The organism is Bacillus sp. 522_BSPC, assembly GCF_001076885.1.
In the GTDB taxonomy this organism is placed as follows: domain Bacteria; phylum Bacillota; class Bacilli; order Bacillales; family Cytobacillaceae; genus Niallia; species Niallia hominis.
The window spans coordinates 1-8,564 of record NZ_JVDT01000211.1 but is presented as its reverse complement, the minus strand read 5'-3'; the positions used below and the strand labels follow the sequence as shown (position 1 = coordinate 8,564).

Sequence of the window (8,564 nt, the reverse complement as noted above, 5' to 3'; positions counted from 1 at the left end):
ATAAATCAGCCAACTGAGCATAAATATCAGCCAAAACAAAGATAAATCAGCCAACCGGGCATAGATATCAGCCAAAACAAAAATAAATCAGCCAACCGAGCATAGATATCAGCCAAAACAAAGATAAATCAGCCAACCGAGCATAGATATCAGCCAAAACAAAAATAAATCAGCCAACGTGGCATAGATATCAGCCAAAACAAAGATAAATCAGCCAACCGAGCATATATATCAGCCAAAACAAAGATAAATCAGCCAACGGAGCATAGATATCAGCCAAAATAAAGATAAATCAGCCAACGTGGCATAGATATCAGCCGAAATAAAGATAAATCAGCCAACGTGGCATAGATATCAGCCAAAATAAAAATAAATCAGCCAACGGAGCATAGATATCAGCCAAAACAAAGATAAATCAGCCAATGTGGCATGGATATCAGCCAAAACAAAACGTATCCAATCCCCATGATGTCTTTCTAAAGTCGTAAACAAAAACGATTAATTAGTTATTGTACCCCTTCTATCATTTAGATTTAATCCCTATCTAAGTCTTCCTTTTTATGTATATTTAATAAGTCTGAATGCCTGTATGTTTCTAACTGAAAATTCTGTTACCGTGAACAATTAAAAGGATCATTGACACTCTTAATCTACTATATTTATAATCGCACATAGAAAGAAAGCGTTTACTTTTGTCGGTAGCTTATTTTACAGGTAAATGTTTTGTTACGCAAGCAACTATTTTTAGGAATATAAATTTTTAAATGAACAGGTTGCTTATATTTTTGAATAGGAGGAAAGGGAATGAACCAATGGTTAAGGAAATTGCTCATTATTCTAACTGTATTTGTCCTTGTGTTAACCACAAGAGGATTTGCGTTCGATCAATCGAGTGTAAAAGCAGAGAATGCAGATGGCAAAGACATACCTGAACACACATTAAGAATACACTATCAAAACAAGGATAATAACTATCAAGATCTAGGATTATGGCTGTGGGATGATGTAGAATCTCCAACTGCGAATTGGCCACAAGGCGCTGTGGCTTTTGAAAAAGAACAACAAGATGAGTATGGTACATATATTGATATTCCTTTGAAAGAAGATGCAAAAAAGGTAGGATTTCTAGTCGTAAACAGAACAAATGGAGAGAAGAAGGGCGGGGACAAGGTTGTTCCCTTAACCAATCCGTCATTGAATGAAATATGGATAAAGGAAGGATCGGATACGGTAAATCTATTTGAACCAGTTAATTTGCCTGAGAATACAGTAAGAATTCACTATCAACGAGATGATCAAACTTACGATAAGCTAGGTTTATGGTTATGGGAAGATGTAGAATCTCCATCTGCTAATTGGCCAATAGATGCGCTTGCATTTGAAAAAACAGATCGCTATGGCAGCTATGTTGATGTTAAGGTGAAGGAAGATTCACAAAAAATTGGATTTCTTATTGTGAACCGAGAAAATGGGGAAAAAATTGGCGGGGACAAAGGGTTTGCATTACTTGAAGAATATGACCATTTATGGATAAAGAATGATGATGATAATGTCTATATTTCTCCATATTGGGAAACGCCAACTGATTTGGTATCTGGTGAGTTATTGTCTGATAAAGCAATTCAATTAATTTTTTCTAGTACAAAAGGTCTTACAGATGAATCATTAGTGAAAGACCTATCTATTGTGGACAAGAATCAAGAAGCGATTGCTTTTGATGGCGTGAAAATTACGAATGAAACAATGGTGGAAGTGACAGGAGTTTTTGACGCAGAAATGGGACCGTTTACGATTTCTTATCAAGGAAGAAACGTGATGGTAAAATCTGGATGGAAAATGTTAGATGAAAATTATTTCTATGAGGGAGACGATTTAGGGGCTACTTATCATAATGGAAATGCAACATTAAAATTATGGGCGCCGAAATCAACTAAAGTTACAGCTGTTTTTTATGATAAAAATGATGCTGCTAAGAAAATTGGTAGTTTAGATTTAGTACAAGGTGACAAAGGTGTTTGGAGCGTGGAAGCAGAGGCAAAAGAGCTGGGGATTAACAATGTAAGAGGATATTACTACCAATATGAAGTAACAAATGACGGGAAAATATCAAAAGTTTTAGATCCTTATGCTAAATCAATGGCTGCTTTTACTGTGAACACAGAAGGAAAGGTTGGCAGCGATGGTGATACAGTTGGTAAGGCAGCAATTGTTGATCTAAGTCAAACAAACCCAGCAAACTTTAATAGTGCGAATATTAATGGCTATGAAAAACGAGAAGATGCAATCATTTGGGAAGCGCATATTCGTGACTTTACTTCTGATCCGACAATTGAAACAGATTTAAATGGTCGATGGGGTACCTATAAGGCATTTATTGATAAGCTAGATTATATTAAATCCCTTGGTGTCACGCATGTTCAGTTACTTCCAGTAATGGCATGGTATTGGGGGGATGAGACAAAAATGGGGGACAGAGAATTAGAGTATTCTTCAGCAGGAAATGAATACAATTGGGGCTATGACCCACATAACTATTTCTCTCCAGATGGTGCATATTCTGAAAATCCGAAAGACCCTGAGCAGCGTATTAAAGAATTAAAGGAGTTAATAAATGCCATTCATGATGCCGGAATGGGAGTCATACTAGATGTCGTTTATACCCATATGTCCAATGCGAGTCTATTAAATGATATTGTGCCAGATTATTATTTTTTCCAGGACAGCAATGGCAAATTTGTCGGAGGGTTTGGGAATAACTTGGCAACAAATCACAAAATGGCGGAAAAGCTAATGATTGATTCGGTAAAATACTGGTTTACTGAATTTAAAATTGATGGTATGAGATGGGATATGATGGGGGATGCGACCTATGAAGCTGTGCAAAATGCTTATGATGCAGCAGCAGCTATCAATCCTGATGCATTATTTATCGGGGAAGGCTGGAGGACCTTTTCTGGACAACTAGCAGATTCATCTTTAGCAGGAAAAGGTGCGGATCAAGACTGGATGGATAAGACAGATAATGTTGGTGTTTTCTCCGATGAAATGAGAAATGAGTTAAAGTCAGGGTTTGGATCAGAAGGGGAGCCGCGCTTTATTACGGGAGGAGCTCGTAATATTCAAACGATTTTCAACAATATTAAAGCACAGCCATCCAATACTCCGGCAGATGATCCAGGGGACATAGTGCAATATATTGAAGCACATGATAATTTACCATTATATGATATTATTGCGAAAGCATTGAAAAAAGATCCGTCCATTCCAGCTAATGATCTGGAAATTCATAAACGTATTCGTCTTGGAAACTCGTTGATTTTAACATCTCAAGGAACGGCTTTCTTACATGCTGGCCAGGAATATGGAAGAACAAAGCAATGGCTAGGTAAAGGAATTCCAGAGCAAAAATATGATGAATTCACCGATGAAAATGGTAACGCCTTTGGCTATTTTATCCATGATTCGTATGATTCTTCTGATGCAATCAATATGTTTGATTGGACAAAAGCAACAAATAAGGAAGAATATGCAGTGAATGATGAAACAGTCGAATATACAAAAGGATTGATTGAATTAAGAAAATCAACAAATGCATTTCGTTTAGGGGAAAAGAGTCTAGTAGATTCTAATGTGACATTAATAGAAGCGAAAGAAATACAAGAAGAAGATCTTGTAATTGCATATAAAAATGAGTCAACAGATAATACGGGAAGCTACTATGTATTTATGAATGGTGATACAAAATCAAGAGAGCTAACATTAAAGGAGGACTTAACAAGCTATAAAGTGCTAGTGGACGATGATGAAGCTGGCAAAGATGCTGTTTCAGAGAAAAGTGGCTTTACATTAGCGTCTGACAAAATAACACTTGAGCCGTTAACTACAGTTGTTATAAAAGATGAGAAAGAAACAGAAGAAAAGCCGGATAATAATGCTACTGAGCCAACTAAGCCAGAAACGCCAGGTGAGTCAACAGATCCAGTTACACCAGAAAATCCGGCTGAAAAGGACGAAGATCCAGTTATAGCTGAAAAGGAAGTCAATGCTGGTAGCGACGAAAAAGCAGCAAATGAAAAGGAAGTATATAACGATGGAAATTCCGAAAATTCATTGCCAAATACAGCAACAAATAATGGAACATATCTGTTGATTGGTACTATTCTTTTAGTTACTGGAGTAAGTCTTTCTCTTATCCTTCGTAGAAAAAAACAAATACACTAATGTGAAATAAGAGCAGAAGTCAGGATTTTATGTGTAAAATCTGATTTCTGCTTTTTTTTGAAAAAAATCAAAAAATCATAGAAAGAAAGGATAAGAACAAAATTTTGTGCGCAACTTATTACTCAGAAGGAGGTGAAAGAAAAATGAAAAAATTTATGGCAATGTTTAGTTTATTTATATGTTTAGTTACACTTCCAACGATGGTAATCGCTGATACATATACAGTAAAAAGCGGAGATTCGATGTGGAAAATTGCTGTGAAATATCAAATCGGCTTACGGAAAATTATTGATGCAAACCCGCAGATTTCAAACCCAAGCTTAATTTATCCTAATCAAAAATTAACGATTCCCAATATTGATTCTATTAAAACAGTAGAACGTGAAGTCATTAGACTTTGTAATATTGAGCGTCAAAAAAATGGACTTCCAGCATTAACGGAAAACTGGGAATTATCCCGAGTAGCTAGAGACAAATCAATGGATATGGCACAAAAGAAATATTTCAGCCATACAAGTCCAACATACGGATCACCATTTGATATGATGAAAGCATATGGAATCAGCTACAAATCAGCTGGAGAGAATATTGCTCAAGGACAAACAAGTGCACAAGCAGTCGTACAAGCATGGATGAATTCAAGTGGTCACCGAGCAAATATCTTAAGCAAAAGTTTCACACAAATAGGAGTAGGCTATTACCAAAGCGGAAACTATTGGACACAGATGTTTATATCGAAATAAGTAAGAAAGAAGGGGTTACACCTTAAGATCTAAGGGGCAATCCCTTTTTTTGCTATCGAAAGCTTTGCTTAAGCTCACACTTGCTTTTTTTCTTAGTTCTGGCTTCAAGAGTTCGCGTCGTAAATACTTTCCATCTTTCATCTGCGTCTATCGTAAATCTATAAGAATTTGTTTTTTTGGTAAAACATATTTTAATTAAAAGAAAAATACAACTAGTGACAAGGAGAATCTTTTTATGAGAGAATATTTTAAAAAAAAGGAGGTTATGTCCATGTATAGTTTTAACAATGATTATAGTGAAGGCGCACATCCAAGAATTCTCCAAGCATTGGTAGAATCCAATTTACAACAAGAAATAGGGTATGGACAGGATTCCTTTACAAACAAAGCGGTGGAAGTATTAAAAGAAAAAATGAAAAGTGATGAGGTAGATGTTCATCTCTTAGTCGGTGGAACACAAACAAATCTCATTGCAATCTCTGCCTTTTTAAGACCACATGAAGCAGCAATTGCAGCTTCCACTGGACATATTTTTGTCCACGAAACAGGGGCGATAGAAGCAACAGGGCATAAAGTTTTAACAGTTGATACGGAAAATGGAAAGCTAACACCAGATCTGCTGCAAAAGGTGCTGGATGAACATACAGATGAACATATGGTTAAGCCAAGGCTAGTATACATATCTAACTCAACAGAAATTGGAACCATTTATTCCAAACAAGAACTTGAACTATTAAGTGCGTTTTGTCAAAAAAATAATTTAATTTTTTATATGGATGGCGCACGATTAGGATCTGCACTATGTGCAAAGGATAATGATCTAGATTTAAGTGATTTTCCAGAATTATTAGATGCTTTTTATATCGGTGGAACAAAAAATGGAGCATTAATGGGAGAAGCTCTTGTGATAAAGAATGATTCCTTGAAGGAAGATTTTCGTTACCATATAAAGCAAAAGGGAGCGATGCTAGCTAAAGGGAGAGTTCTAGGAATCCAATTTTATGAACTATTTAAAGACAATCTTTTCTTCGAATTAGCGGAGCATGCTAATAAGATGGCAGACAGACTAAACATAGCATTGGCAGAGAAAGGCTATCAGTTTTTAACGCAATCTTCTACCAATCAAGTATTCCCGATTTTTTCTAATGAAATGATTGCCGAGCTGCAGAAGAATTACCAATTCAATATTTGGGGAAAAGTCGATAATGATCATTTTGCGATTCGACTTGTTACTTCATGGGCAACAAATGAGGAGGAAGTTGAAGCTTTTATTAAGGAATTAAAATAAAGCTTGTTAAAAAATCAAAAATTTAGTTTTTCTATGGCATACCGACAATAGAAATCGGTATGCCATATTTTAGTCCGGAGAAAAATGTATCTATGATTCAACCGTAAAAAGATATAATCCAAAATTAATCCTAAGTGAATATATAGTGCTAAAAAGATATAGATCGATGGAACCTTTTACCTTATAGTTCGTATATATTTACATAAAAATAACGGAGAAAGGAAAACGAGCTATGTACGAATTCGAAGGAATTTTTTGGTTGAAATTATTGATCATATTATTTGTCTTTTTTATAGCTAGTTACCTAATTGATTTAGTTGCTAGAAAAATATTGAAATTACCAAGACGAAAGTTTTTCTCTTATAACCATATAAATAAAGTGCACGAACGAATCGATTGGTGTATAAGAATTGCTTTCATGTTCCTTTTATTTATAGCCTTTATAATAAATTATGCTTATAAACTGTGGTATTTGCAGCCCTATTTTGTATTGCTTCTTTTCATTACTGTTTCAGGACTTACACGTGCCTTAATGGAGTGGAAGTATTTGGACAATCGCAAAGAATCGCTATTTACATTTCTTCAACTTGGTTTTCTACTCCTATTGTTCAGTGGAATTGTGTGGATAGCTACAACATCATGGCTCGGATAATATGTAGTACAAGGAAAAAGACTAGTACTTGGAATAGGAATTAAAGCGGAGGAGTGTTTTACGCTTTAAAGGCGAGTTATAAACATTCCTTCTATGTGGAAAACTGCCGACTGATTTATTCTTAATATAATAGACTCAACTTTCGCAGAGTGATATCGGCAAATAAGCCTTGATATAATTAGGAAGGCCAGCGATCCACTGTTCAAGTTGACTTTGAATTATTTTTTTGATTTTCTTATTCGTTTGTTTAAGTGCATCTTGAAGAAGCTCGATCAATTGCTGTAATGCGACAGCCCAATCAAGTTCATTTACTTCATCGCATAATTCGTAAAACAGACCACCTATTGTGCGTTGATCGGTATTACAGCGATTCTGCCACGACAGAACGATAAAACGAGAAAACACAATCGTTGTATGGCAAATAAGCGCGTCATATGAACGGCTTTGGAATTCTTTTTCAAGTTTCAAAAGAGATTTGGCCGCCTTAAAGAATACCTCGATATCCCAGCGCATTCCATAGATTCGGACGATCTCCTGTTCTGAAAGAGTGCAGTCTGTGCTGAGGATGGCAAGCCAGTCGCTTTTCTTATTTCTGTTTTGAATGAATACCACTTTAATTGGTGTTCCATTAGCCATGATCGTATGGATGGAACGAAGAATTCCTTTCTTGGATTGAATGGGTCCAGCTAGGCGGTATAGTTGCTTTAAAGAAACCATCTCCCCGTTTACGTTATAACGTTGTTTTGTTTCTTTGACCATACCAATTACGTCTAATCCTTGATCCACAATAGACTTTACAAGTGGTGGCAATGTAAACCAAGAATCCATAAGGACATAACTTGCATCTATCCCATTGGCTAATGCACGTTTAATCATGTCAGGAACTTGTTCAGGCTCAGTTTGTAATGCATTTTCTCGACGCTTGTATCCACAAGTACGTTTATCAATTTTTTCAGAGATACCATTGATTTGAGACTTTTTTGAACTGACTAAAGAAAAGTCAATTGGCATAAATGTATAGCCATCTGACCAGCCCAAAGTGAGCATACGAAACCCCTTAAAGAAACGCATTTTCAGGGAAGCATGATCAAAACAACGAGCGAGAAGCTCTACCTTTTTACTACGATTTCGGTCATACGCAGAATCATCGATAATCAGTACTTTTGGACGCTCTTTATTCGTAAGGCGAGTCACCTTTTGAATAGTAAAAATGCTCAACAGTAGTAAGAAACGGCGCCAATTAAAAGTTGATTGGTTTAAAAAGCGATAGACGGCATCTTTGGCTGGAAACTGATCGGCTTTCTTTGAATCAAGAAGTGAAAACCAATTTTTGTGCTGGAAAATCAAACAGAAAACAAGCTGAAATAAGTAGGAACAGCTGAAACCGAAGGATTTTTTAATTCCTGCTTGGCGCAGGTGTTTATTCATTTCAAGCTCAGAAAAAACCGAATTAAGTTCTTTTGGTAGTTGATTGTTTTGGCTATTTTGGTCTATCATATAGGGAGCACCTCTTCTGTATGGTAGTGTTTTCTCTACAATTACACTATACCAAAGAATGAGGTGTTATTTCATTTTATTAAACACTGTCAAGCAACATATTTAATAGACCATAGACGCAATACAACTAACGATTTGCACTTATTTTTTTGGTGCGAAAGTT

The 8,564-nt window shown here is 35.9% G+C and carries 5 protein-coding genes; 4 read left to right on the top strand and 1 reads right to left on the bottom strand.

The window, feature by feature from the left end:
* Positions 1 to 804: 804 nt before the first annotated feature.
* The 4 genes from ADJ83_RS17500 (at position 805) to ADJ83_RS17485 (ending at position 6,904) form a co-directional block, all read left to right on the top strand.
* Positions 805 to 4,221: a pullulanase gene (locus tag ADJ83_RS17500; protein WP_053094379.1), complete on the top strand. Its 3,417-nt coding sequence runs from the start codon at positions 805 to 807 to the stop codon at positions 4,219 to 4,221.
* Positions 4,222 to 4,364: 143 nt separating this feature from the next.
* Positions 4,365 to 4,964: a SafA/ExsA family spore coat assembly protein gene (gene safA, locus ADJ83_RS17495; protein ID WP_048718538.1), complete on the top strand. Its 600-nt coding sequence runs from the start codon at positions 4,365 to 4,367 to the stop codon at positions 4,962 to 4,964.
* 271 nt (positions 4,965 to 5,235) lie between these two features.
* On the top strand, positions 5,236 to 6,252 hold the full coding sequence (locus ADJ83_RS17490; RefSeq protein WP_031536386.1) for a threonine aldolase family protein: 1,017 nt from the start codon (positions 5,236 to 5,238) through the stop codon (positions 6,250 to 6,252).
* A gap of 232 nt (positions 6,253 to 6,484) precedes the next feature.
* Positions 6,485 to 6,904, top strand: a complete 420-nt coding sequence (locus tag ADJ83_RS17485) for a DUF4181 domain-containing protein (protein ID WP_031536389.1) — start codon at positions 6,485 to 6,487, stop codon at positions 6,902 to 6,904.
* A gap of 135 nt (positions 6,905 to 7,039) precedes the next feature.
* Here the strand turns inward: ADJ83_RS17485 and ADJ83_RS17480 are convergent, their stop codons facing one another.
* A complete protein-coding gene (locus ADJ83_RS17480; protein ID WP_048717268.1) occupies positions 7,040 to 8,401 on the bottom strand; it encodes an IS4 family transposase in 1,362 nt (453 codons plus the stop codon).
* Between the last annotated feature and the right edge of the window lie 163 nt (positions 8,402 to 8,564).

Bases quoted from the DNA above. Each gene is read 5' to 3' on its own strand.
- ADJ83_RS17500 (WP_053094379.1), top strand. From the start codon at position 805: ATGAACCAATGGTTAAGGAAATTGCTCATTATTCTAACTGTATTTGTC.
- safA (WP_048718538.1), top strand. From the start codon at position 4,365: ATGAAAAAATTTATGGCAATGTTTAGTTTATTTATATGTTTAGTTACA.
- ADJ83_RS17490 (WP_031536386.1), top strand. From the start codon at position 5,236: ATGTATAGTTTTAACAATGATTATAGTGAAGGCGCACATCCAAGAATT.
- ADJ83_RS17485 (WP_031536389.1), top strand. From the start codon at position 6,485: ATGTACGAATTCGAAGGAATTTTTTGGTTGAAATTATTGATCATATTA.
- ADJ83_RS17480 (WP_048717268.1), bottom strand. From the start codon at position 8,401: ATGATAGACCAAAATAGCCAAAACAATCAACTACCAAAAGAACTTAAT.